Source organism: Pseudoflavonifractor capillosus (assembly GCF_016899775.1).
Lineage (GTDB): Bacteria > Bacillota > Clostridia > Oscillospirales > Oscillospiraceae > Lawsonibacter.
The window spans coordinates 14,839-39,118 of record NZ_JACJJE010000029.1 but is presented as its reverse complement, the minus strand read 5'-3'; the positions used below and the strand labels follow the sequence as shown (position 1 = coordinate 39,118).

Genomic DNA, 24,280 nt, shown 5'->3' with positions numbered 1-24,280 from the left:
AACACCCTGAAGTCCGGCACTGTGGAGGCTTCCACTGACGGCAGCTGGACCATTGGTGACGTGACCATCAACAACAACGTCTCCTACAGCTACATCACCAGCAACCAGGACTACGCTGACGCCATCGACGACGTCAAGTCCACCAGCAACACCACCGACGCCAACCGCTACGTCGTGGAGCTGGGCGAGCAGCTGTACATGGGCGACCTGAAGCTGAACGACGAGGCTACCGATGTGTTCGGCCGTCCCGCCCGCTACTGGGAGTATGACGGTTCCGAGATCGGCACCTATGCCAAGAAGGAACTGCTGAAGCAGTCCTACACCACCGAAATCACCGGCCGCGATCTGTATGATCTGCTGGGCAAGTCCACCATCGAGGAATATGGATTCGACATCTATGTGGATGGTATCGATGCGATTGAGGACAACCGGGACATCCTGGACGCTGCATACTTCACTGAGGGCAACCTGGTCCGCGGCAACACCGACGTTGTGGGTGAGACCGGCAACGGCGTGCTGACTGAAGTGTATGTAGACACCAACGATAAGGAAGTCACCATCGCCATCATCAATACCTATCTGGCCAAAGCCGACGGGGACTATGATGATCGGACCGAAGAGGTCGACTTCGATATCTGGGGCATCGACGACGCCGGCAAGGACGAGTTTGTCAAGGCTCCCGGCAAGTCGGATGAGACCCTGACCGTCACCAATGATGACTTCGATGTTGAGGACATCGTGGACGGCGACATCTATCTGGTCACCGTGGCCGACGGCGCCATCCAGTCTCTGGAACTGCCTGACACCATCAGCGATACCGAGATCACTGCCTTTAAGAACGGCTACGATGGCAACCTGACTGTGGACGGGACCAAGTACAACTATTCTGACTCTGCCTCTTATGACGGCGACACTCTGAATAGCGACTACACTGGCATCAAGACCATTAACCTGAAGGACTCCACTTACAATGTGTATCTGGACAACTATGGTTATGTGATCGGTGTCGAGGAAGTGGACCCCGCTAAGAACTATGTGTTCATCACCGGCGTGGACGAGAACTACAGCAACCTGACCAACCGGAATGTGGACGCCAACGCCATCTTCCTGGACGGCACCATGGAGGTCATTGAGGTCAACACCAAGAAGAGTGATCCTCTGGGGGAGAGCAATCTGACCTGGGATGGCAAGAACACTTCTTCCAGCAATGCCATTGTCAACCACTGGTATACTTACACCGTGAGCAACGACGGTGTGTACACTCTGAAGGATACCAAGGACCAGTATGCTTGGGATCTGGGCACCGGAAACTCTAAGAACATCAATCAGAAGAGCATCTCCTTGAAGTCCGATTCTAGCAGGTATGTCTATGGCAACGACGATACCGTCTACCTGAATGTATCTCTGGAGAACATTAAGGATAAGGATGAGAAGCTCACCAGCGTTATTGGTGAGGTAGATAACGTTACCACTGGCGTTAAGAACACCGATATTGAGGTCAAGGATGTCAACTTCAACACTGCTGACTCTAATAAGACCGCAGAGTACATCCCCACTGCTGAGATCTACACCGTGTGGGACGACGAGGGCTGGGCTCTCGGCGTGGTCGTCATCGGTGAGGACCAGGGTGTCTCCTCTGACTTCGCCTATGTCACCAGCAGCAACGTCTCTCAGGAGAGCTACGACAAGGCCAACGACGAGTACACCTGGACCCGTGAGGTGGTCATCGACGGCAAGCTGACTGAGATCTCCTATGTGGACGACAGCCTGGATGTGATCGGCACCAACAGCAAGAACTCCATGGAGCAGGGCCACTGGTACAAGGTCACCTTCTATGCCGACGGTACTGTGAAGAGTGCTGAACTTCTGGACAGCAAGCTGACGGATACCACTTATACGGACGGCTATATCGATGAAATCGATCAGGTGGAGACTGCCGTGGATGCTGAGGATCTGGTCCTCTACCAGCAGGCTTTTGCTGATACCGATAAGATGAGCCTGAAGTATGAGAACGGTTCTCTGTGGGTAATTCTCAATGACAAGACCGGCTTCTCCGTGTCCCCTGACGTGAAGGTCGTTCTGGCCAACGCCGACGGAAAGGGCAACCCGTTCGACGATGTGGATGACAGCTACGAGGGCTACAAGGGCCTCGAGGACGCCATCGACGATCTGAACCGGAACTTCATCGGCGATGTGAGCGCGATCCTGGAGGACGGCGTGGCTACCACCATCATCCTGAACTGCACCGCCAATGACCGCGGCTATGATCCGGGTGACAACACCACTAACAACAGTGGTTTGGCGACTCTGGATTATGTAAAGGCTCAGTCCGGCGACTACGGCATCAAGGTTACCACCGAGAAGGCTGTTACTAGCGCTACCGAGTACAATGTTACCCTGTACATGGTCAACGGCGGCACCACTGTTGATCTGGGCACCTACACCATTGAGGTGGCCGAGGGTAAGGATTGGGGCTTCATGAAGCTGGAAGGTCTGACCCAGGGCCAGCAGTACATGCTGGTTTGCGGTGATGAGACCACCCTCTTCACCCCTAACTACAACTGATTAAGTAGAATTTCAATATAGTTCACTTAATGTAGCAGTGAATCCCTCCGGGCTATATGCCCGGAGGGATTCATTATTATTCTGGTTCATCCTCTGCGTAAAAAGCTACTACCTGATAGATAGAACCGCTGTTGTTCAGCTGCGCAATCACATGGTGGCCGTAGTAACTGATTTGATTGCCTTTCCAGGTGACATCGAGGTCCGACATGCCGGCGTCATAGTTGCCCGCCCCGGAACAGACCATAGTGTTTGCCCCGGACTCCCAGATGAACACAATGGCGCGGATACCTGCGATGATCAAAAATTTGGGCCGGGCCGAGAACGTGAGGGTGTTGGGTGCCTCAGCACCGTATGTTCCAGTGCCCACATAGCTCATGGTCTCTACCCGGCAGTTCCCCAGTTTGACAACCGACGCTTCCAGCAGCGCCGCTGTTTCTGCCAGGTCCGTCAGCGCCGCGTCCAGCTTGGCGTTATCGGCGTTGAAGTCGGTGCGTAAAACCTGGTCTGTGGGTTCCCACTGGTTCAATTCATAGTGTTCCGTGTAATTGGTTGCCATAAACAAAATTCCTCCTTATTTGTGTTGGGGTGATAGCGAGGCGGGCGGCCACATGGGGCCGCCCCTACACGCAGAACGCGCGGGGCGTTTTCCCACAGTGGCCGGACACCGGCCGGCGCGCCGAGTCGTCGCGCCCTACAAGATGCCGCCGCGCCGGGGCGGCGCGTCCAGAAGGCCGCGCCCTACGGGTCAGCCGCGCCGTGTAGGGTCGCGTATCATGCGCCCGTGCGTCCGGCTCTTTCAAATAAGGAGGGATTTCGTGTTTTGTGGGACGTTTAAATACATATATTGGAAATTAGAGGCAAGGTACGCCGTGCCGAGGAATGGGAGGCTTTCAAGGGGCACCCTCATCCGCCCTAATGTGTGACCGATCCCGATCTCCTCTGTCGCTGCGCGACGTCTCCTCTTGATAAGGGGAGTCGGCCCCCGGCGATCCTTTGGTTTCTTTCCCATCGCTTGGGAAGAAACCCGCCGCCCGCAGGCGGCGAAATCCCATGGCAAAACTAGCCACCAAGCGGCCCGATGGGGACATCGGTCCCTGTGAAAACAAAGGTCAAAGAACCACATCCGGCGGAGAAAAGCCACGCGAGGCGAAGCGTCTGGGATGCCGCGCCCTACAGGGGAAAAGAGTCCTGCGAAGCAGGCAGCCATATGGGGCTGCACCCGCAGAGGGAGAGAGCGCAAAAAGACGGCAGGAGAAGCCCCTGTTCATGCAGAAAAGTCACAGAAAAACCATCCTCCTCCGGCAAATTTGATACGCAAATGTAAATTTTTATCCGTCAGACTGGACATAGTCCCCTCGAGTGAGTATCATAGGAATGATACGAACCTACGACAAAATACGGGCCGGCGGGGCGGAGGGCGCCTCGGGCCCGGGGAGGTCTGTCATGCGGCGAAGATTTTTAGGCGGGGTCCACCCCGCTTCCTATAAGGAGAGTACCCGGCGCAAGCCCATCATGCCTCTGGAGGAGCCCCCCAAGCAGGTGGCCATCCCCCTGACCATGTGCACCGGCGGCGGGGCTGTCCCGGTGGTGAAGCCCGGGGACAAGGTGACGGTGGGCCAGGTGATTGCCAAGCCGGAGGAGGGGGGCGTGTACGTCCACTCCAGCGTCTCCGGTCGGGTGCGGGCCATCGAGCCCCGCCCCCACCCCTGGGGCGGCCGGTGGGACGCCATCGTCATCGACAATGACGGTCAGGATACCGCCTGTCCCGATCTGCCCGAGCCCATGGACTGGTCCCGGATGGATCGGGCCCAGGTGCTGGAGCGCATCTGTCAGGCGGGCATCACCAGCATGGGCGGGGGCGCCAGCCCCACCCACCTGCGCATCGCCCGTTCGGTGGGCCGGGTGGACACCCTGATCGTCAGCGCCGCGGAGTGCGAACCCTATTTGACGGCGGACCACCGGCTGCTGCTGGAGCACGGAGACCAGGTGCTCCAGTCGGTCCAGATGCTCTCTCAGCTGCTGCGGGCGGACCGGGCGGTGCTGGTGGTGGCGGGCGACAAGCTCAACGCCGTGGAGTTTCTGGAGCGCCGCCTGCGCCGGAAGCGCCGGTCGGTGGAACTGGTCACCATTGAGACCCGCTATCCCCTTGGGATGGAAAAACAGCTGGTGCGCACCATCACCGGCCGGGAGGTGCCCCCGGGCCAGTCGGCCGTGGATGTGAAGTGCGCCGTGTTCAATGTGGCCACCGCCTATATGGTCCGCGCAGCCCTTCTGGAGGGGCAGCCCGTCACCCACCGGGCGGTCACAGTGAGCGGCGGGGCCGTAGCCCGGCCCCGGAACCTGTGGGTGCCCATCGGGACCCCTCTGTGCTGCCTGCTGGAGTCGGCGGGGGGCCTGAAGGAGGAGCCGGCCATCATCCTCACCGGCGGGCCCATGACCGGGACGGTCCAGACGGATCTGGAGGCCCCGGTGGTGAAAAACACCAACGCCCTGCTGTGCCTGACCAAGCAGGAGCACGGCGGTGCGGATCAGCCGGAGACGGTGTGCGTCCGGTGCGGGCACTGCGTCTCCTCCTGCCCCATGAACCTGAACCCGGCCTTTGTCTACCGGGCGATGCGCATGGGAGAGCGGGAGCGCCTACCTCAGCTCCATCTGGAGGACTGCATGGAGTGCGGCTGCTGCAGTTATATCTGCCCGTCCCATATCCCCCTGGCGGATCTGGTGCGGCAGGCACGGACTATTTTGGCGGAAGGAGGGGAACAGGCATGAACGGACCCACCATTCACCGGACTTCCCCTCAGATCGCCCAGCCGGCCACCATCTCCTCCACCATGCTGGATGTGATCATCGCCCTGGTCCCCGCCCTGGCTATGGCGGTCTTTCTGTTCGGCGTCCGGGTGCTGGCTCTGACCGCGGTATCCGTGGGCACCTGCGTGCTGGCCGAGTACGGCTACCGCCGCCTGCGGGGACAGAGCAATACCATCGGCGACCTGTCCGCCTGCGTCACCGGCCTGCTGCTGGCTATGAGCCTTCCGGTCACCGCCCCCTACTGGGCCCCTGTCCTGGGCGGCCTGTTTGCCATTGTCATCGTTAAACAGTTTTATGGAGGGCTGGGCCGCAACTTCCTCAATCCCGCTCTGGCGGGGCGGACCCTGCTGTGTACCTTCCCCGGCCTGATGACCAGCTGGGTGGACGCGTTCCAGCGGCCCGGCCTGATCCAGGGCGTGGACGCCGCATCCTCCGCCACTCCCATGGCCGTCCTCCACACCGGAGTGGTGCCGGACCTGACCCTGGGGCAGATGCTGCTGGGCCAGCACGGCGGCGCCATGGGAGGCGTCCCCGTGCTCATGCTGCTGCTGGGCGGACTGTATCTGGTCTCCCGGCGGGTCATCACCCCACGGATTCCGCTGGCCTATCTGGGGACAGTGGCCCTGCTTACCCTCCTGTTTCCCAGAGGAGACGAGGGAGCGCTGGCCTGGATGACCGCCCAGCTGTGCTGCGGCGGATTGGTGATGGGGGCTGTCTTTATGGCCTCGGACTACACCACCACTCCGGTCACCCCCCTGGGACAGACCATCTTTGGCGTGGGCTGCGGCGTGCTCACCGTACTGCTCCGCTATTTCGGCTCCTACCCCGACGGGGTGGGCTGGGCCATTCTGACCATGAACTGCTGCGTGTGGCTCATGGACCGGGCCGCCATCCCCCGGCGTTTCGGCATGGGACGCTTCGCTCTGGTCCGCTCCTGGGGACAGCAGCTGAAGGAGAGCCTTGCCGCCATCCATTTTGTCCCGCCTAAGCTGAAATTCTTGGCCCGGGCCGGGGACGGCACCATGCCTGGCGAGGGCTATCTGGACGAGCTCAAGGGCAAGGTGCGCCAGTGGGCGGCCCTGGGCGGTGTGCTCCTGGCCGTGTGCCTGATGATCTTCGGTGTCCACCGGGCCACCGACTATGCCGCCGTCCGGGCCGAGACCGAGGCCCAGGAGGCCCTGCTGGACCAGGTCATGCCTCAGGCTACCATACGCACGGAGACCCCCTATTATGCCTCCGGGGCCCTGAGCATCACGGCGGGCTACAACGACAGCGGTCTGGTGGGCTACTGTGTGGAGGTCCAGGCCCACGGCTTCGGCGGTCTGATGACCGCCGTGGTGGGCGTCAACACCAACGGCGAGGTCACCGGCGTGGCCATCACCAGCCATCAGGAGACCGAGGGCGTGGGAACCGACGCCATGACGCAGGAGTATCTGGACCAGTATGTAGGCAAGTCGGGCACCATCCGCACCGCGGGGGACAACTCGGTGGACGCGGCCTCGGGCGCCACCGCCACCTCGGAGGCGGTGACCTCCTGTGTGAACCAGGCCCTGGCCATTGTGGCCAATTTGGATACGGAAGGGAGCGTCGATTATGTGGACGGCGAAGTTTGACCGCTCCCAGCGCGGGAAAGGAGGCGGCAGGGAATGACCGCATTTCAACTGGCGGGCGTAGCTCTGGCCGCCCTGCTGTCGGAAAATTTTATTCTGGTCAACTGTCTGGGCATCGGCACCCGCACCAAGGCCTTTCAGGACCCGCTGGACGCCTGGCGCACCGGCGTCAGCTTAACGGCGGTGATGACCCTCACGGCGCTGCTGTCCTGGCTGCTGGACCAGTTGCTTCAGCACTTTGCACTGGGCTACTTTCAGACCCTGGTGTTTGCCCTGGTGGGACCGGCTGTGGTAGCCGGCTTGCGGTACTTTTTGAAAAACTGTGTGCCGGAGCTCTCCCGGCGGATGGATGAGAATCTGGCCAGCATCACCTCCAACTGCGCGGCCATGGGCGCGGCGCTGCTCATCGCCCAGCGGGGGTATGGCCTGGGGGCCGCCCTTCTCTTTGGATTCTTCGGCGGCGCAGGGGCGACGGTGGCTTTGATGTGTCTGGCCGGCCTGCGCCGGGAAGTGAGCCTCACCAGCTGCCCCAAGAGTTTCCAGGGCATCCCCATCGAACTTGTGACTGTCGGCCTGATGGCCCTCTCCCTGGTGGGCTTCTATGGGCTGCACCTGTCTTGAGCCACCATGTTTCCGTTTGCCCTGCCGGTGAAAACCGGCGGGGCAATTTTTTGCAGAAATACGTAAAGCAGGCTTGACATATATGTAAAGTGTGCTATACTAAAATCGTAAAGCGAGCTTTACTTTTTAGGAGGAGGCGAGAATTTGACAAACCGAATTGCAGAACTGAGGAAGGAGAGGCGCATCTCCCAGGCGGAGCTGGCCGAGGCGGTGGACGTCACCCGCCAAACTATTATCTCCCTGGAGAATGGGCGGTATAACGCCTCCCTGCTCCTGGCCCACAAGATCGCCCGGTATTTCGGGCTTACCATTGAGGAAGTATTTCTGTTTGAGGAGGAGTCCACATGAAGAAGAATTTGATCGTACCGGCCGCCGCAGTGGTGCTGGGTCTGGTCCTGTTTGGCATCGTATTTATCCTGGACGAGCAACTGCCCGCAGGGGGTGTGGGCCTGTGCGCCGGTCTGGGCGGGGCGCTGATCGGTCTGGGCGGAAGCAAGCTGTTCCTCTCGGTGACCATGCGTGCCCTGTCCCCTGAGGACCGGCGGGAGGTGGAGCGTTCCGAGCGGGATGAGCGGAGCATCGCCATCCGCACCCACGCCGCCTATGACAGCTGGTACTGGACCCTGTGGCTGCTGTGGGTCCCCTTTGTGATCGCTCTGGTGTTGGGAGAACTCGTTTGGATGGTGATCACTCCCATTGTGCTGGTGCTCCACTGCGCCTTCTACATGTTCCACCTGTACCGCTGGTCCAAAAAGCTATGAGCCGCCGTCTGGAGCTGCCCATCGGGCCGGAGCTGGCCGGGATCAAGGTGGACACCCTGCTCAAACGCCGCCTGGGCCTGTCCGGCACTGTGGTGCGGCGAATCAAGTGGCTGGAAGATGGAATTTTGGTGGACGGCCGCCGGGTCAATACCCGGTACATCCCCAAAGCAGGGGAGGTGCTGTCTGTCCGCCTCTCTGACCCGGAGCGGCGCAGCGGCATCGTCCCCGCCCCTGGCCCTCTGGACATTGTGTACGAGGACCAGGACCTGCTGGTACTCAATAAGGCGCCAGGGGTGACAGTCCACCCCGGACCAGGCCATTTTGACGATACAATAGGCAATTTTCTGCTCAATTATTACGATCAGGAGGGCGAAGAGGGGGACTTTCACCCCGTTCACCGCCTGGACCGGGGGACCTCCGGCCTGTTGGTGGTGGCCCGCCATCCCCACGCCCAGGAGGTGCTGAAGCGTCAGCTCCACACCCCCGACTTTCAGCGGACCTACCTGGCTGTCTGTGTCGGAACACCCGCCCCGCCCTCCGGCACCATTGACGCTCCTCTGGGGCCTTGTGAGGGATCGCTGGTGGAACAGACGGTCCGGCCGGACGGGAAACACGCCTGTACTCACTATGAGACCCTGCGGCAAAACGGTCCCTTTGCCTTGCTCCGGCTCCAACTGGAGACCGGGCGGACTCACCAGATCCGGGTCCACATGTCCTATCTGGGCCACCCCCTGGTGGGAGACTTTCTCTACGGAACAGAATCCAGTTTGATCTCCAGACCGGCGCTCCACTCGGCCCGCCTGGCCTTCCTGCATCCCATTACTGGAATGCGCCTGGAGTTTACCCAGCCCATTCCTCAAGATATGGAGCGCCTTCTGGCTTTCCCTAACATGGAGTCATCGCCTTGAAACGCATCTCCGGTCTACCAGACGTCTACCAGGTCTACCGCCGGGAAGCCTTGCGCGCCAAGGGTTTCCGGCGGTTTCTTTTTGCTGTTTTTGGGAGGCGGTCTACCAGATGTCTACCATGGTAATTTTTTGATGGAGAAACCCGCGGGTTTCTCCCTCTTTTTTGCGTTTTGAGTACGTTTTGGAGCATGCAAGGGGCGTTATGCTGTCATAGTTGGCTAAAAATCCCTTTTTCTTCTAGTTTAAGGGAGTTTCTTCCTTGTTTTGGCAGAAAACTTTCCTCCGAACCTGAATTTAAAAGGAGGAATTCCAATGAGAAACCTGAAGCGTGCTCTCAGCCTGGGTCTCACCGCGGCCATGATTTCCGGCCTGATGGTGATGGGCTCCAGCGCCGCGAGCTACGCGGACGTGACTTCTGAGGACAATCAGGAAGCCATCGAGGTTCTCCAGGCCGTGGAGATCATGGTCGGCGACGAGAACGGCGATTTCAACCCTGATCAGAACGTCACCCGCAACGAGATGGCCGTTATCATGGCCAACCTGATGGAGTACAATGTCGCCAGCTACAAGAACACCAGCCCCTTCACCGACGTGCCCGCCTGGGCTGAGCCCTACGTGGCCGCCTGCTGGACCAACGGCATCACCGCCGGTTACAGCGACACCATCTACGGCGGTTCCGACACCGTGACCACCGCTCAGGCTGCTCTGATGCTGATGAAGGCTCTGGGCTACTTCCAGTACGCCTCTGACTTCGGCGGCGACTGGCAGCTGGCCACCACCCGTCAGGGCAACAACATCGACCTGTTCGTGGGCGTGGACTCCGGCGTGACCCAGGCCATGACCCGCAACGACGTGGCTCAGCTGGTGCTGAACACTCTGAAGTCCGGCACTGTGGAGGCTTCCACTGACGGCAGCTGGACCATTGGTGACGTGACCATCAACAACAACGTCACCTACAGCTACATCACCAGCAATCAGACCTATGCTACCGCTATCGACGATGCTCGCTCCACCAGCAACACCACCGATGCCGGTAAGTCCATCGTAGAGCTGGGCGAGCAGCTGTACATGGGCGACTTGAAGCTGAACGACAACACCACCGATGTGTTCGGCCGCCCCGCCCGCTACTGGGAGTATGACGGCAAGGAAATCGGCACTTACGCCAAGCGCGAGCTGCTGAAGCAGTCCTATACCGCTGAGGTCTCCAGCAAGGATCTGTATGACCTGCTGGGCAAGTCCACTCTCACCGATTATACCATGGATGTCTACATCGATGGAGAGGACGATGTTAAGGTCAACAGCGATATATTCACCGCTTCTGACATCAGCAAGAACGACAAGACCGCAATCGGCGGCACCGGCAACGGCGTGCTGACCGAGGTCTATGTGGATACCGATGAGAAGCAGGTCGACATCGCCATCATCAACACCTATCTGGCGATTGCTGAGGATGACTACAACGAGAAGAAGGAAGAGGCTTCCTTCGAGGTCCACAACCTGGATAAGCAGAAGGACGAGCTGATCAAGGCCGACAAGAGCAGCGTCAAGAATGTGGAAGTTGCTCTTGAGGACTTTGAGATTGTCAAGGACGTTGTGGACGGCGAGGCCTATCTGGTGAATGTGGCCGAGGGCGAGGTCCAGGCCATTGCCAAGGCCGAGGTCATTTCCGACACCGAGATCACCGCCTTCAAGAAGGGCTCCAATGTCACCGTGGACGGCACCAAGTACAGCTATGCTGAGACTGCCGACTACGACGTGGAGGTCCTGGACAACTACACCTCCAGCGACACCGGCACCATCAACCTGAAGGACCTGACCTACAACGTCTATCTGGACAAGTACGGCTACGCCATCGGTGTTGACCTGGTGGAGACCCCCAACAACTACCTGTTCATCACTGGTGTTGACACCAGCGAGAGCGCCCTGGGCAACAAGACTGCCAAGGCCAGCGCCATCTTCCTGGACGGCACCATGGAGACCATCGACATCAACTGGAGCAAGAGCGATATTGATGCTGATATCCAGAATAATACCTATGATGCTATCCTGAACATCTGGTGCACCTACACCGTCAACAACAACGGCGTGTACACGGTGAAGAAGGTTGTCGAGGCTACTGACGATACCACTATCCCCGGCGGCACCAACAACGACAGCAAGGTCGCCCAGTATAACCAGACCACCACAGTGGACTCTGACAAGCCCGGTGCCCTGGAGATCAACAAGAAGAACATCGCCCTGGATGGCCGTCCCAATGCCGGTCGCTTCAGTAGCGTGTACGGCAACGACGCCACCATCTACCTGACCGCTGAGCTGGCCGAGATCGAGTATAAGGGTCATGAGGTCGGTATCATCGACGATGTGGCCAACGTGACCACCGGCGTCAAGAACGCCAACCTGACCGTGTGGAGCAATGTCGAGGCTTCTAAGGAGGCTGATGAAGACACCAACCCCGCGTCTAACCCCCTCTATCATGCCGCCGGTGTGTACACTCTGTACAAGAGCAACGGCTACATCATCGCCGCCGTAGTGGTAGGCGAGGATGACGCCGCCTCCAAGAACCTGGTGTACACCCACACCGACTCTGTGGAGCAGGAGTCCTATGACAAGGCCACCGACGAGTGGACCTGGACCCGCAAGGTCGTCATGAACGGCGAGGAAGTCACCCTGACTGAGATTTCCGACGACAGCACCTACCTGGAGAGCATGGCTCCCAATACCTGGTATGAGGTGAAGCTGAACGCCGAGGGCAATGTCATCGGCCGTACACCCATCGCCTGGGCTGGTACCGCCGGTGTTGCCGACGCTGAGAAGTACATCAACGAGGATATCGATATCGCTCCCTCTGTGAAGGCTGAGGATACCGTCCTGTACAGCGAGGGCATCAAGGCCGACCAGCTGTCCATGATCGGTAGCACTCTGTACGTCAAGACTACCTCCGAGACTGGCTTCTTCGTGGCTGAGGACGTGAACATCGTGCTCCAGCAACTGAACCGGAAGAAGATGGAGACCACCTTCGATACCGGTGTGGACAATCTGGAAGATATCGTTGACAGCCTGAACGAGCGCTACGATAACCAGAAGTATGACTACACCATCAGCGCGATCCTGGAGGACGGCGCCGCTACCACCGTGATTATCCGCGACACTGCCGATCCCTATGAGCCCAACGAGCCCTCCTACACTGGCGACGGCACTGCCAACGGTGAGCTGGTGCTGGACGGCCTGACCGGCACCGTGTATCAGCGCAAGGGCGATAAGAAGGTCGACGTGCTGGAGTCCATCGAGGAGTACTTCGGTGTGACCAACATCGATGATCTGGACACCGACGGTAGTGGCAACTACAAGGTGAAGGTCGGCAACAAGACCTACACCATTGCTGACACCGCTGTGGAACTGGGCGAGGTCACCCTTGTTAGCCAGTACGCCCCCAATGTTGCTGTTACCAGCGCTACAGATGTGTATCTCGCCAAGGGTGAGTCTGTGACTGTGACCCTGTACTATGCTGGCGGAGTTCTGTCTCAGAACAATGTGAACACTGCGGCAACAAATCATGCGGCTTTGAAAGTTACCGATGGTTCTCTGAGCCGGGATCAGAAAACAATTACTCTGACCTTGACCGCTACGGCTGATTTCAATGCAGATCGTACCGTGCAAATTCAGTGGAGCTAATGGGTATATTTCAACTCTAAAAAGGTGGAGTCCGGACATATGTCCGGACTCCACCTTTTATTCGGTCTCTTCATAAACTGAAAAAACCCAGTAAGTGAACCCTGCCTCGTTCATCTGGTAGGACGCAGAAGGTGCGCCGTAAGTCACCTGAGTTCCGTTCCACGTAACCGCACTCTCCATAAAATATACGTTCATCCCCTGAACGATCACCGTTGCCCGCCCGCTGGCCTGTCCCGCAAACAGGATCCCGTTTCCTCCCTGTATCACAAAGAAAAGCGGGGGGTTGGTGAAGGATAGCTGAAGGGGAACGGTTTGGTTCGTCCCGGTACCCACGTAGCTGAATGTCTCAAATTTGCAGGTCCCGCATTTGACTATCTGAGTCTCCAGCATATCTGTTCGTTGGGATAAATCCTCCAGTGAACCGCTCAGTTTGTCCAGAGCAGTTTGATTCGCTTTGGATGCCAGCGCCGCGTCCACCTTGGCGTTGTCGGCGTTGAAGTCGGTGCGTAAAACCTGGTCGGTGGGCTCCCACTGGTTCAGCTGATAATTGGTCGTTTGATTGGTCGCCATAGTATAAATTCCTCCTTGTTTGGGGTGGGGGTCAGGCTTCCCCCTAGAAGGGGGAAGCTGTCACCCGTCAGGGTGACTGATGAGGGTGACTACAGAGGTGTTGAGCTCTCTCAAGCCCCCTCATCCGTCTGGCCTGCGGCCAGCCACCTTCCCCCCTGTGGGGGGAAGGCTCTCGGTCTACTCAAATAGGGTGGAATTGCTCCCATTGTGGGACGTTTGGATACATATATTGGGAATTAGGGCGGAGTGCGCCTGTTGGGGGGGCGGCCCAGTGTGCCGCCCCCACGGCGAAGACGTGGTAAGCCCAGGCGGCGCGTCCGGGAGGCCGCGCCCTACAAAAGGGGCGACGGGGACAAGCCCCGCCCTACGTCGGTGCACTCCATTGACGTCTTTGGGATTTTGTCTCTCATCCGCTCTCTTTTGGCGGGCGGGTGAGGACACCCGCCCCTACGGCGGAGTTTTTTGGGGGGAAACGGCGGGCGCACAATGTGCGCCCCTACAGGAGAGGGGGCGGGAACCTGGCCCCTTATCCGCCCCAGTGTGCGCACTGGGGCACCTGTCCCTATCCCCTCTGGCCCTTCGGGACATCATCCCTACCCCTTTTGGCCTTTGGCCGATTCCCCCTGACAGGGGGAATCGGCCCCTTGACAAGGGGAGTCGGCCCCCAGGGGGGAGGGCTTAGGAAAAACAAAAAGGGACAGGTTTTGGACCTGTCCCTTAAACCGCAGAGGCGAAGCGGAGCTTCGCACAAAATTTCTTTGCCTCCTTTCTTTTTCAAAGAAAGGAGGGGACCCGGCGCCCCCGCGCCGGGTCCGGTTCCTTGATATGAAAAGGAGATAGAAATTTTATTTGTGCTTCTGAGCTTCCAGATAGTCGTTGAGCTCAGTATTCAAAATGTCGGTAATGAACATGTGGCCGGGGGCGTGGGTGATGACGATGGGGGGCTTGGCGTTCTCCACCGCCGCCGGGGGGGTGACGCCGCAGGGCCAGAACACGGGCACCTCGCCCTCCCGGATCTCCACCGGGTCGCCGTAGTCGGGCTTCATCACGTCCATGACGCCCACCTTCTCCGGGTCGCCGATCTGCACCGGTGCTCCGTGGACGTTGGGCATCTTCACCGTGATGTCATAGGCCACCTGAGCCTGCTCCGGGGTCATGGGGCGCATGGAGCACACCATGGGGCCCTCGAAGGGGCCGGCCTTCACGGTCTGGATGTTGGTCTTGTACATGGGCACGTTGCAGCCCATCTCAATGTGGCGCACGGGGATGCCCGCGGCCATCAGCGCCTCCTCGAAGGAGAAGGAGCAGCCGATGAGGAAGCCCACATACCCGTCCTTCCAATAGTCGGATGCGTCGGTGAGCTCCTTGGTGAACACGCCGTTCTCATACACCCGGTAGCGGGGGATGTCGGTGACGATGTTCCCGCCCTCCCCCATGGCGTGGGTCTCCGGGGTGCCCCGGATGATCTCCAGCACCGGGCAGGGGAAGGGGTTCTTCTTGGTGTACTCCTCAAAGTCGTCGGCGTACTCGGGGGGCAGAATCACCAGGTTGGCCTGGGCGTAGCCCCGGCACATGCCGGCGGTGGGGAAGTCGATGACGCCCTGGCGGATGAGCTCCCGCACCTCAGAGGGCTTTTTGTCAATATAAGGGGTAATGTCAAAGGCCATAGTTACCATCCCTTCTGTCTCATGGCCCCGCCCCGGCGGGACGGAGCCCGTGTCGGTTACATGTCCAGGGACCGGCGCAGGGTGCGCAGGGCGGCCCGCTGGTTGAGCAGGGCCTCCTGGGCGGCCTGGATGGACACCTTCTCAAATTTCACCTTGTCCCCGGCCTTCAGCTGGCCCAGGAGGCGGAAGTCGGCGGAGATCACGTTGGCGATCTTGGTGTAGCCGCCGGTGGTCTGCCGGTCGGCCATCATGATGATGGGCTTGCCCTCAGTGGGCACCTGGATGGCCCCGAAGGCGATGCCGTCGGAGATGATGTTGCCGTCGGTGACGTGCTCGATCACCGGGCCGTCCATGCGGCAGCCCATGCGGTCAAACTCGTTGGTGACGGAGTAGGTCTCCCCCAGGAAGGTGGCGATGCCCTTCTCGGTGAACGCGTCGTCCTGGGGCCCCATGACCACCCGGATGGTGTACACCGGGCGGGGGATGAACTCGGGGTAGATGTACCGCTCGTTCAGGTTCTTGGGGGCGCCGGGGGCCCGGAAGCCGATCACGTCGTCCTTCTGGAGCTTCCGGCCCTGGAAGCCGCCGATCTTGGCCTTCATGTAGGTGGAGCGGCTGCCCATAACCTGTGGGATGTCCAGGCCGCCGGTGAAGGCGATGTAGGCCCGGCACCCGGTCTTGGGGGCCTGGAACCGGAGGGTCTGTCCCGCCTGGACCGCGATGGCCCGGTAGGTGGGCACCGGCTGCCCGTCCAGGGAGGCCATCAGGTCTCCGCCGGTGAGGGCGATGGTGTTGGCCGCGTCAAAGCGCAGCTGGGGGCCCAGCATGGTGCACTCCAGCACCGCCTCGTCCTCCGGGTTGCCCACCAGGATGTTGGCGGTGGCCGCCGCCCGGGGGTCCATGACTCCGGAGACGGACACGCCGAACTGCTGATAGCCGATGCGGCCCATGTCCTGCACGGTGGTCAGCAGGCCGGGATTCAATACCGTGATGCTCATTGTCCGCCCTCCTTTCTGGGATGGCGCTTGCACTCATAGGTGCCCGCCGCCTCCTGGGCGGCGATGGCGTCAAACTCCGCCTGGGTGATGGAATAGAACTTGATGTACTCGCCCGCCTTGGGGAGGATGGGCTCTGCCCGGTCCGGGTCGTACATGCGCACCGGGGTCTTGCCGATGAGCTGCCAGCCGCCCGGGGAGTCAATGGGGTACACGCCGGTCTGGGAGCCGGCGATGCCCACCGACCCGGCGGGGATCTTCACCCGGGGCTGCTTCAGCCGGGGGGTGGCGATCTCCTCGCTCATGCCGCCCAGGTAGGTGAAGCCGGGGGTGAAGCCCAGCATATAGATGAGGTACTCGGTGGAGGTGTGGATCTTGACCACTTCCTCCGGGGTCTTGTGGTTGTGCTCCGCCACAAAGTCCAGATCCGGGCCCGCCTCCCCGCCGTAAAGAACGGGGATCTCCAGCACATCGCTGGGGGGGATCTGAATATTGGACAGCTGGCCCATCAGGCCCTTGAGCTCCTTCACCAGCTCGTCATAGAGGATGACGCCGGGGTCGTAGTGGACCATGAGGGAGCGGTAGGTGGGGACCACCTCCACAATGCCGGGGAGCTTGCTCTCCTCCAGGGCGATGGTGAAGGCGCGGATCTGGGCGTTGATGGCCGGACTGATCTCATTGCCGAACTCCACCGTCACCGAGGAGTCCCCGGAGAGGAGAAATCTTACATCAGCCATAGAAGGCTCCTTTCTTGTGAGGCCCGGCAGACCAAAGAGATGGCCTGCCGGGCGCTGGGATCAAATGTTCACCTGGGATCAGCCGAACAGCTGCAGGATGCCGGGGACGGCCTGGACGCCGGAGTACAGGGAGATGGCCACCACGATGGCGCCCAGAATGATCAGGGGGATGGGATGCTTGTACTCGGTGCCCACGATCCGCTTGCTGCGGCTGGCGATGAGCATAACGCCCAAAGTCACGGGGAGAATCAGGCCGTTGAAGGCGCCGGCGACGATGAGCAGCTGGGCGGCGTTGCCCACAATGACCATCATCAGGGTGGAGAAGGCAATGAACCCTACCACGAACTGGCGCTCATACTTGTTGATGAAGGGGTGCAGGGTCTTCAGGAAGGAGACGGAGGTAAAAGCCGCACCCACCACGGAGGACACGCCTGCGGAGAACAGGCACAGGCCGAACAGGCGGTAGCCGAACTCACCGGCGGCCAGACGGAAGGCCTCGGCGGCGGGGTTGCCGCCGTTGGCGGCATCGGTGATGATCTGGGCATTCTCGGCCAGCCACTGGGTTCCGCTCATGCAGGTGCCCAGCACCGCCAGGAACAGCAGGATACGGACCAGGCCGGAGGTGCCGCAGCCCTGAATGACGCTCTTACGCACATGGCCCACGTTCTCGGGGCCGGAGATGCCGGCGTCCAGCAGCCGGTGGGCGCCGGAGAAGGCGATGTAGCCGCCGCAGGAGCCGCCCAGCAGGGTGGTCAGCGCGGTGAAGGCGTTGTTCTCAGGGTTCAGCAGATAGTCCACCCGGGTCACGCCCTTGGCCACCTCACCCAGAGGAGGCTGGGAGATGACGGCCACTACCAGCACGGTGATGAGGATGATGGCGGCCAGGAGGGTGGCCACCTTATCCATGATGGTCTTGGCGTTCTTGTTGATAAAGATGATGATACCCAGGCAGCCGGCTACCACCGCACCGATGGTCTGATCCAGGCCGAACATGGCGTTGAAGCCCAGAGCCACGCCGCCCACGTTGCCCACGTTGAAGGCCAGGCCGCCGATGGCCACCAGGACGGCGATCACGTAGCCCAGACCGGGCAGCAGCTTGTTGCACACGTCCTGGGCCCGCATCTTGGAGACGGTGACCACCGACCAGATGTTCATCTGCGCGGTGATATCCATGATAATGGCCATGACGATGATCAGAGCCAGGGCCGCCCCGTGCTGGGCGGTGAAGGTAGAGGTCTGGGTCAGAAAGCCGGGGCCGATGGCCGAGGTGGCCATCAGGAAGGCGGCGCCGAAGAGCACCGAGCGGCTGGGTTTTGCCGCGGGCTGATTCAGGGTGTTAGGTTCCTTGCTCATAATGTACCTCCCATGATATGAAATTCAGGGGTCTCTCCTTATGTCTGTCTCTCAGTCACACATCACACGATCTCAGACAGCGGGGCGATCTCCACGCCCTGGGCGTTCAGGGCCGCCCGGATGTTCTTGACGAACTCCACCGCGGAGGGGTTGTCGCCGTGGACGCAGATGGAGTGGGCGTCAATGGACACCTCCTCGCCGGTGATGGCGGTGACCTTGCCCTCGGTGACCATGCGGATGGTGCGGGCAATGGCCTCGTCCTTGTCGTGGATCACCGCGCCGGGCTGCTTCCGGGGCACCAGGGAGCCGTCCGCCTGATAGGCCCGGTCGGCAAAGACCTCGCTGGCCACCCGTAGGCCCACCTGCTTGCCGGCCTCCAGCATCTTGCTGCCCGCCAGGCCCATGAGGATGATGTCCTTGTCCACCTCGGCGATGGCCTCGGCGATGGCCAGGGACAGGTCCATATCCTTGGCGGCCATGTTGTACAAGGAGCCGTGGGGCTTGCAGTGCTGCAGCTTCACTCCGTGGGCGGCGGTGAAGGCCATCAGAGCGCCCAGCTGGTACTGGATGTAGGCCTTGACCTCCTTGGGGGAGCACACCATGTTCCGGCGTCCGAAGCCCATGAGGTCAGGGTAGCCGGGGTGAGCGCCCACCGCCACGCCGGCGGCCTTGGCGGCAGCCACCGTCTTGTCCATCACCAGGGGGTCGCCGGCGTGATAGCCGCAGGCCACATTGGCGGAGGAGATGTGAGCAATGACCGCCTCATCCAAGCCGATGGTATAGGCGCCGAAGCTCTCACCCAGATCGCTGTTCAGATCTACTTTGTACATACGGATTGCCTCCTTGCAAATGATAGTCAGTTCTATTATATTGCAAGCCCCGTGCCAACTTTTCCAATATTCATAAAAACCTGTAAAATGTGTCCTGTTTTTTGTGAATTCCGCCTTTTCTCTACAAATTCTTTTTGTTCCCTTTCATCCCATTCAGTCGTGTATTCACTCTGTGCGGGTAAAGGCGGCGGGAGGGTGTGCGAAACCGCACACCCTCCCGTGCAAAACTGCACAGCCGCAGTCTATGTCTCCTCACCGCTCTGCTCCAGACGCCGTTTCAGGGTAAAGCGGGTGCAGCCCAGCAGCTGGGCCGCCCGGCTGCTGTTGCCCCCGGAGAGCTCCATCGCCCGGTCAATGTAGGCGCGCTCAAAGGCGTCCACCTCCCGCTTCAGGTCAATCGGGCTTTGTGTCAGATCTTTCATGGGGTAGCTGGGGCCCGCGGCGGCGCCGTCCTCCCGTTTGAACTCCAGGCCGGTCTCCTCTCCTGTGAGCAGCTCTCCCTGGCTGAACAGGACGCACCGCTCCATCACGTTGCGCAGCTCCCGCACATTTCCCTTCCAGGAGTAGCGCTCCATCTCCTCCAAAAAGGCGGGGGCGATGTCCCGGACATGCTTGTTGAACTTCCGGTTGAAGTGCTCCAGGTAATAGCGGGCCAGTACGGGGATATCCTCCCGCCGCTCCCGGAGGGGCGGAATGCGGATCTGCATCACGTTCAGACGGTAGTACAGATCCTCCCGGAAGGTCCCCTTCTGCACCTCCGCGTCCAGATCCCGGTTGGTGGCGGCGATGATGCGCACATTGACCTCAATGTCCCGCAGGCCGCCCACCCGCTTGAAGCGCCGGTCCTCCAGGAAGGTGAGCAGCTTGGACTGCATGGCCAGGGGCAGTTCCCCGATCTCATCCAGAAAGACGGTCCCCCCGTTGGCCAGCTCCATCAGGCCCTTCTTGGCCTTGTTGGCCCCGGTGAAGGCCCCCTTCTCATAGCCGAACAGCTCCGACTCCAGCAGGGACTCGGGGATGGCCCCGCAGTTGATCTTCACCAGGGGGGTGTCCCGGCGGGGGCTGCTGTCGTGGATGGCGTTGACCACCACCCCCTTGCCGGTGCCGGTCTCTCCGCAGATGAGCAGGTCCACGTTGTCGTTCTCCGCTAGGATGGCCACATTGCGGCAGATGCGCTGGATGGCCTCGCTCTCGCCCACGATCTGCCGGGGCCGCTGGCGCATGAGCTCCAGGCTCCGGCGGCGCTTCAGCTGATCCAGGTTCCGGCGGATGATCAGGTCCACCTCCTCCAGATCAAAGGGCTTCTGGATGTAGTGGCAGGCCCCCCGCTTCATGGCCTCCACCGCCTGAGAGACCGAGCCATAGGCGGTGATCATAATGATCTGGATGTCCTCATCCAGTTTTTTGAAGTCCTCAATGTGCTCCAGGCCCAACTCGCCCCCCAGCTTGTTGTCCAGCAGCACCACGTCCGGTCGCCAGGACTCCGCCAGGGCCAGCCCCTCAGAAAAGGTCTCCGCCGTCTTCACCTGGTGCCCCAGGTCGGACAGGCCGCTCTCCAGGGACATGCGGATCAGAAATTCGTCGTCCACCACTAATACCTTTGTGTTCATGCCGTACCTCCTTTGTGGGGAAAGCGGATCTGTGCCCGGGTCCCAGACCCGGGCGTGCTGTCCATGGACAGCACGCCGCCGTTCTGCGCCAGCAGCCGCTGGACGATGGAGAGACCCAGGCCGCCTGTTCCCCCTTCACCCAGCACCTTGTGCAGCTTCTCCGGCGTCATGCCCACTCCGGTGTCCACCACCGACAGGGCGACGCCGTCCTCCTCCTTCCATGCCCGGATGGCCAGTTCCCCGCCGTCCGGCATGGCCTTTACGCTGTTGTTGATGAGATTGATGAGCACCTGGCGCAGCTCCCCCTCGTCGGCGTAGAGCCAGAGGCGGCCGTTCACCAGGGCATTGAACAGGATTCCCTTGTTCTCCGCCACTTTGAAATAGAGCATCTGCAGCTCCTCGAACAGGGCGTTGAGGCTGACGGTGGTCTTTTCGCTCTCCCGGCGGCGGGACAGGTTCAGCAGGTTTTCAATGAGCAGGTTGACCCGGTCCACCTCCCGCACCATACCGCCGCACAGCTTCCGGTCCCGCTCCTCGCCCAGCTTCCGGCTCACCACCTGGATGCCCGCCCGGATGCCCGCCAGCGGGTTTCGGATCTCGTGGGCCACGTCGGCGGCCAGCTTGCCGGTGTAGGCCAGCTTCTCATCCTCGGTGAGCTTCTCCTCCATGTGCTTCTTATAGGTCACGTCGTCGATGGTGCACAGCACCCCCCAGCGGGTGCCGTCCGGCTCCCGCAGCTGCCACACACCAAACTCGTAATCCCGGGCCTTTCCGCCCTGATCTGTCAGCCGGGCGGGCTCGGGGAGCACGTCCTCCCGCCGCTGGATGCGGGACAGGAGCATCCGCAGGTCGCGGTTCTGCCCGTCCCGCTCGTCCTCCCGCCGGAGCATGGTGGAGGCCGCGGCGTTGATTAGAATAGGGGTGCCGTCCTGGTCATAGGCCACCACCCCGAGAGGCAGGTTTTCCACGATGCTCTCGTTGAGAGTCTTGACCCGCTCCAGCTCGCCGGTGTAGCCCCGGATGCGCTCCATCATCTTCTGAAAGGCCCGGGCCAGCTGCCCTACCTCGTCCGTCTTGTTCAGATACTCCTCTCCCAGCTGGTTCTCCTTGCCGGGATCTCCGCTGATGCCCCGGCACACCTCACTCAGCCGCCGGATGGGATCAGAGATATTGTGGGCGATGAGGACGCTGGCCTGCACAATGGCCAGCAGCATGGCCACTGCCGCCAGAATCATGTACTTCTGCTCCTCGATAAACCCGCTGCCCACCCCCTGCCGGTCCAGGTAACAGCGGATCTCCCAGCCCATCTGCGGAACGGAGACCTGCTCCAGCAGCTCCATAGACGCCGCGTCCGCCTCGGGATCACCCAGAAGAAGGCGGCCGTCCTGGTCGTAGATAAACAGCAGGTTTCCACGGTAATCTCCCCGGTACTTGTCCAGCAGCAGCTCCGGCTGCTGCTGGTACTCCTCCAGCTGAAGGTCCGCCTGGAGATAGCCGATCAGGGTCTGCGCCTCCTGGCGCTCCGTCTCCACCTTGACCTGGAATTCCGTAAAATATAGGATGATGCAGAAGCAGAGGACGGTGGCCAGACTGATGCAGGCAAAGGGGATCAGAATTTTGTTTTCAATATCCAGGGGCACGATACGCCGCAGCTTCATTGTGCCGCCTCCTCTCTCCGGCTCAGCGCCGACCCTGCAAGCAGGGCGGCCGTGGACAGAATTACGCCAGGCAGGGCCGGATGCAGGGGCAGCAGACCGCCGTAATAGGCGGGATACAGCGTCAAAATAGCCGCGCCCCCCACCAGGACCGAGGCCCAGACCCCCTGCTTGGTAACCCGGCGGGACAGCAGAGTTCCGTAGGTGGCGGGAAAGAGCAGGATGCTCACGCCGCCCCACACGTCGCCGCCATAGGACAGCGTAAATTCCGGCGGGTTCAGGGCCAACAGCATGGAGATAGTACCGCCGCCGAACACCGCCAGCCGCCCCAGGTTCAAAACCTGCCGCTCTGATACCTCTTTGGGGCTTACGGTGCGGATGATATCATAGGAGAAGGAGGACGCAATCAGCAGCAGCTGGGAATTGGCGGTGGACACACAGGCTCCAATCACAGAAAACAGGAAGAAGCCGCTCCACACACTGTACAGCTCGTTATTCATCAGGTGGACAATGATCTCATCGCTGGAGGCCACCTCCGGGGACTGGGGCGCCAGAACCCGGGCCGCCAAGCCAATATGGACCAGGGCAAAGTACAAAAAGGCCAGCAGGATCAGGGACCCCAGCACCGTCCACCGGGCGCTGCGTGGATTGCGGGCGGACAGCACCCGGACCATGTACTGGGGATTGGCCGCCAGCCCCAGTCCCCAGCCCCAGAACATAGACATGCAGATCAGCGGGGTATAGCGGTCATTGAACAGGGAGAGCAGGCTCTTGGAGGGGTCCGAGCCGGTGAGCTCCCCCGCCCGGGCATAGAGCTCCGGAAAACCGCCCACCCAGCCGATCATCAGCACCAGCAGCACCGCGAGACTGAGCACCAGCAGCACCAAATTAAAGGCGTCTGTGCGCAGGACCGAGCGGTACCCGCCGAAGGTGGTGTACAGCACAAACAGGTATACCATCAGCACCGCCACCGGATAGGGGATGTCAAACAGGGCTGCCGCAACCGTCCCGAATCCTTTATACTGGGTGACCAGGTAGCAGACATACACCACCACCATAATGGCTCCGTAGACCACCTGAAGGGCCGACGACCGATAGCGCTGGCCGAACAGCTCGGGAATGGTGACCACATTGTGGGCATACAGGCGGCGGCTCACAGCCGCCAGCAGGAAAGCTCCCAAAAACCAGGGGAACACCGAGTAAGCCAGCACCGCCAAGCCGTCCTCATACACCCCGCCGGTGAGACTTAAAATCGTAATGGCGGACAGCCAGGTACCCACAAAGGTACAGATGCACAGCGGAAGACTGGCCGTCCGGTCACAGAGAAAATAGCTGCGGGCGGTGGGGTCCTCCCGCAGGCTGCTCTTTCCGATCAACAGCAGGGCGGCGGAGTAGATGCAGAAATAGATGAGATACAGGGCGGTCTTATTCATCCCATTGAGCCTCCATCCTTGGTACAGAAGCGCTTCCTATTCACAGAGCGGGAAAACGCACCACAATTTTAGCACATTTTTCAAACGCTGGGGGAAATTTTTTCTGCCCAGCCTCTATATCAAGACCATTCCCTTTACCTTCGTGCGCCGAAGGACGCCCGCCTCTTCCCTTTCTGAAAACATCCAGCCCCTTTTTATTGAAAGTGAGAGCCGTAAATACACAGTGCGCCCACGCGCATGGAGACAGCCGCGAGGAAAAAAGGGACAGGTCTGGGACCTGTCCTCAGGCTGTCGGAAAAGTCCTAGCTTCGCTTGTCGGAAGCCTTGCACAGCAAGCCTTCCGGGGCATTTGATCTTATTCGAGGCGGGCGGCTGCCCCCTCGAGCTTCCCCGTCCTAACTCAGGCGGATTTTATTCTGCGCAGTTTTTCGACAAATTGAAGGGACAGGTCTGGGACCTGTCCCTTCAAACACAGAGGCGAAGCG

The 24,280-nt window shown here is 60.6% G+C and carries 17 protein-coding genes and 1 pseudogene; 8 read left to right on the top strand and 10 right to left on the bottom strand.

The genetic code is table 11. The annotated features are described in order from the left end of the window. Positions 1–2,565: pseudogene (locus H6B31_RS10185) on the top strand (hypothetical protein); the annotation flags it as partial. 76 nt (positions 2,566–2,641) lie between these two features. On the opposite strand, the gene H6B31_RS10180 reads toward H6B31_RS10185, so the two are convergent. Then, positions 2,642–3,121, bottom strand: a complete 480-nt coding sequence (locus H6B31_RS10180; protein ID WP_204898416.1) for a hypothetical protein — start codon at positions 3,119–3,121, stop codon at positions 2,642–2,644. Positions 3,122–4,008: 887 nt separating this feature from the next. On the opposite strand from H6B31_RS10180, the gene rsxC reads away from it, so the two are divergent. From rsxC to H6B31_RS10145, 7 genes are all read left to right on the top strand, one after another. After that, positions 4,009–5,334, top strand: coding sequence for an electron transport complex subunit RsxC (gene rsxC, locus H6B31_RS10175; protein ID WP_204898415.1), 1,326 nt, complete (start codon positions 4,009–4,011; stop codon positions 5,332–5,334). Next, positions 5,331–6,986 (top strand): RnfABCDGE type electron transport complex subunit D, encoded by a 1,656-nt coding sequence (locus tag H6B31_RS10170; RefSeq protein WP_204898414.1) that lies wholly within the window; start codon positions 5,331–5,333, stop codon positions 6,984–6,986. Before rsxC ends, H6B31_RS10170 begins: the two co-directional genes overlap by 4 nt. Positions 6,987–7,019: 33 nt before the next feature. Beyond that, complete coding sequence (locus H6B31_RS10165; RefSeq protein WP_204898413.1) at positions 7,020–7,604, top strand: Rnf-Nqr domain containing protein; 585 nt, start codon at positions 7,020–7,022, stop codon at positions 7,602–7,604. 144 nt (positions 7,605–7,748) lie between these two features. Beyond that, complete coding sequence (locus H6B31_RS10160) at positions 7,749–7,952, top strand: helix-turn-helix transcriptional regulator (RefSeq protein WP_191346415.1); 204 nt, start codon at positions 7,749–7,751, stop codon at positions 7,950–7,952. Next, a complete protein-coding gene (locus tag H6B31_RS10155; RefSeq protein WP_204898412.1) occupies positions 7,949–8,365 on the top strand; it encodes a hypothetical protein in 417 nt (138 codons plus the stop codon). The genes H6B31_RS10160 and H6B31_RS10155 overlap by 4 nt, the downstream gene beginning before the upstream one ends. Continuing rightward, positions 8,362–9,273, top strand: coding sequence for an RluA family pseudouridine synthase (locus tag H6B31_RS10150; RefSeq protein WP_204898411.1), 912 nt, complete (start codon positions 8,362–8,364; stop codon positions 9,271–9,273). The genes H6B31_RS10155 and H6B31_RS10150 overlap by 4 nt, the downstream gene beginning before the upstream one ends. Before the next feature lie 312 nt (positions 9,274–9,585). Then, positions 9,586–12,945, top strand: coding sequence for an S-layer homology domain-containing protein (locus H6B31_RS10145; protein ID WP_204898410.1), 3,360 nt, complete (start codon positions 9,586–9,588; stop codon positions 12,943–12,945). 57 nt (positions 12,946–13,002) lie between these two features. Here H6B31_RS10145 and H6B31_RS10140 read toward each other — a convergent pair whose 3' ends face one another. From H6B31_RS10140 to H6B31_RS10100, 9 genes are all read right to left on the bottom strand, one after another. After that, a complete protein-coding gene (locus H6B31_RS10140) occupies positions 13,003–13,515 on the bottom strand; it encodes a hypothetical protein (protein WP_204898409.1) in 513 nt (170 codons plus the stop codon). Between the two features lie 845 nt (positions 13,516–14,360). After that, positions 14,361–15,182 (bottom strand): putative hydro-lyase, encoded by an 822-nt coding sequence (locus tag H6B31_RS10135; protein WP_204898408.1) that lies wholly within the window; start codon positions 15,180–15,182, stop codon positions 14,361–14,363. A 56-nt stretch (positions 15,183–15,238) separates the two neighbouring features. Then, positions 15,239–16,180 (bottom strand): 5-oxoprolinase subunit C family protein, encoded by a 942-nt coding sequence (locus H6B31_RS10130; protein WP_204898407.1) that lies wholly within the window; start codon positions 16,178–16,180, stop codon positions 15,239–15,241. Continuing rightward, positions 16,177–16,914: a 5-oxoprolinase subunit PxpB gene (gene pxpB, locus H6B31_RS10125; protein WP_204898406.1), complete on the bottom strand. Its 738-nt coding sequence runs from the start codon at positions 16,912–16,914 to the stop codon at positions 16,177–16,179. The genes H6B31_RS10130 and pxpB overlap by 4 nt, the downstream gene beginning before the upstream one ends. A gap of 78 nt (positions 16,915–16,992) precedes the next feature. After that, the gene (locus tag H6B31_RS10120; protein ID WP_204898405.1) at positions 16,993–18,267 is read right to left on the bottom strand and encodes an NRAMP family divalent metal transporter; all 1,275 of its coding nucleotides are present in this window, start codon (positions 18,265–18,267) and stop codon (positions 16,993–16,995) included. 62 nt (positions 18,268–18,329) lie between these two features. Then, positions 18,330–19,097 (bottom strand): LamB/YcsF family protein, encoded by a 768-nt coding sequence (locus H6B31_RS10115; protein WP_191436673.1) that lies wholly within the window; start codon positions 19,095–19,097, stop codon positions 18,330–18,332. Positions 19,098–19,339: 242 nt separating this feature from the next. Then, positions 19,340–20,707 carry a sigma-54-dependent transcriptional regulator gene (locus tag H6B31_RS10110; RefSeq protein ID WP_204898404.1) on the bottom strand — a complete coding sequence of 456 codons (1,368 nt, stop codon included), beginning with the start codon at positions 20,705–20,707 and terminating at the stop codon, positions 19,340–19,342. Next, entirely contained in the window at positions 20,704–22,365 is a 1,662-nt protein-coding gene (locus H6B31_RS10105; protein WP_204898403.1) for a sensor histidine kinase, read from the bottom strand. Before H6B31_RS10105 ends, H6B31_RS10110 begins: the two co-directional genes overlap by 4 nt. Next, a complete protein-coding gene (locus H6B31_RS10100) occupies positions 22,362–23,795 on the bottom strand; it encodes a sodium:solute symporter family protein (RefSeq protein ID WP_204898402.1) in 1,434 nt (477 codons plus the stop codon). The genes H6B31_RS10105 and H6B31_RS10100 overlap by 4 nt, the downstream gene beginning before the upstream one ends. Positions 23,796–24,280 lie beyond the last annotated feature (485 nt).